Genomic DNA, 1,704 nt, shown 5'->3' on the forward strand with positions numbered 1-1,704 from the left:
ATCTTCACCTCGGCGCTGTTCGAGGGGCATCCGGAAGACCAGGCGACGATCAAGGCGGCGATGGACGCGGTGCAGAACCATCGCGAGACGGTGCAGCCGATCCGCGAGAAGACCGGCGGCTCGACCTTCAAGAATCCGGAGGGCACCTCGGCCTGGAAGGAGATCGACAAGGCCGGCTGCCGTGGCTTGATGATCGGCGGCGCGCAGATGTCGCCGATGCATTGCAATTTCATGATCAACACCGGTACCGCGACCGGCTACGACCTCGAATATCTCGGCGAGACCGTGCGCGCGCGGGTGCTCGAGAATTCGGGCGTCCGGCTGCATTGGGAAATCAAGCGCCTCGGCGATTTCCGGCCGGGCCACGCCGTGCAGGAATTCCTGGGACAACTGCTCTAGTCTAAGCCTCGCCGGCATCCAGGCGAGCCGGCCGAAGCTCGATCCCAGCTGATCTCTGCCGCGTGCCGAAGCTCAAGTAATACTTTAACTTCGGCGTCCGCGCGGCCTCCGAACCGTTGCCGCAAAGACTCTACGGCACACTTTTCGTGGCCGTTTTCACGGAAAGTGAATCTCTCGGAATCTTAAGGACTTGCCAGCGAATCAACTCTCTGATTCTCTGGCCTCAAGCGTTTCCTGATTTGAGTCGTTCGACGCGTCGGTCGCGTTTTCCGTCTGGGGGGCAACCTGCCGGAAGACTCGGACTCACTGTGCGGGAATGCTGGTGTGGAAATGTCAGTCGCGGCCCGCCGTGAGAGGGGATGACGGGAGATGAAGAACAAGCATGTGGCCGTCCTGCTCGGTGGTTTTTCGTCGGAGCGGCCCGTGTCCCTGTCCTCGGGGAAGGCATGTGCGGATGCGCTCGAGAATGAAGGCTATCGCGTCACCCGGGTCGACGTTGCGCGCGATGTCGGCTCCGTGCTTGCCGCGCTCAAGCCTGACGTTGCCTTCAATGCGCTGCACGGTCCGTTCGGTGAGGACGGCACCATTCAGGGTGTCCTCGAATATCTCGAAATCCCCTACACGCATTCCGGCGTGCTTGCCTCGGCGCTGGCCATGAACAAGGAGCAGGCCAAGAAAGTCGCCAAGGCAGCCGGCATCCTGGTGGCGGAATCGAAGGTGGCCAACCGCTTCGCCATCCAGAACAAGCATCCGATGAAGCCGCCCTACGTGGTGAAGCCGGTCAACGAAGGATCGAGCTTCGGCGTCGTCATCGTCCATGAAGGGCAGTCGCATCCGCCGCAGGTCATCGGCTCGTCCGAGTGGAAATATGGCGACACCGTCATGGTCGAGCGCTACATCCATGGGCGCGAGCTGACCTGCGCCGTGATGGGCGACGTCGCGCTCGGAGTCTGCGAGATCATCCCGACCGGCCATTCCTTCTACGATTACGATTCGAAATACGTGGCGGGCGGATCAAAACACGAAACCCCTGCTAAAATTTCACCGAATATTTACCAAAAAATACAGACACTGGCGCTTAAGGCTCACCAAGCTATCGGTTGCCGGGGCGTCTCCCGGTCGGACTTCCGTTACGACGACCGTCACTCCGAGAACGGCGAGGTTGTCTGGCTCGAGATCAACACCCAGCCGGGCATGACGCCGACGTCTCTGGTGCCTGAAATCGCCGCTCATGCGGGGCATTCGTTCGGCGAACTGTTGAGTTGGATGGTGGAGGACGCTTCGTGTCTGCGTTGAGGTGGGGAC

1 protein-coding gene and 1 pseudogene are annotated in these 1,704 nt (G+C 60.8%); both read left to right on the forward strand.

Annotated features, from left to right (window positions below; translation table 11 throughout):
- A pseudogene (locus EN738_RS34140) lies at positions 1-399 on the forward strand (UDP-N-acetylenolpyruvoylglucosamine reductase); the annotation flags it as partial.
- 369 nt (positions 400-768) lie between these two features.
- Positions 769-1,695 carry a D-alanine--D-alanine ligase gene (locus EN738_RS34145; protein WP_127287350.1) on the forward strand — a complete coding sequence of 309 codons (927 nt, stop codon included), beginning with the start codon at positions 769-771 and terminating at the stop codon, positions 1,693-1,695.
- The last annotated feature ends 9 nt before the right edge of the window (positions 1,696-1,704 follow it).

Source organism: Mesorhizobium sp. M4B.F.Ca.ET.017.02.2.1 (assembly GCF_003998955.1).
GTDB classification, from domain to species: domain Bacteria; phylum Pseudomonadota; class Alphaproteobacteria; order Rhizobiales; family Rhizobiaceae; genus Mesorhizobium; species Mesorhizobium abyssinicae.

Coding starts and splice junctions, on each gene's coding strand:
- EN738_RS34145 (WP_127287350.1), top strand. CDS start 769: ATGAAGAACAAGCATGTGGCCGTCCTGCTCGGTGGTTTTTCGTCGGAG.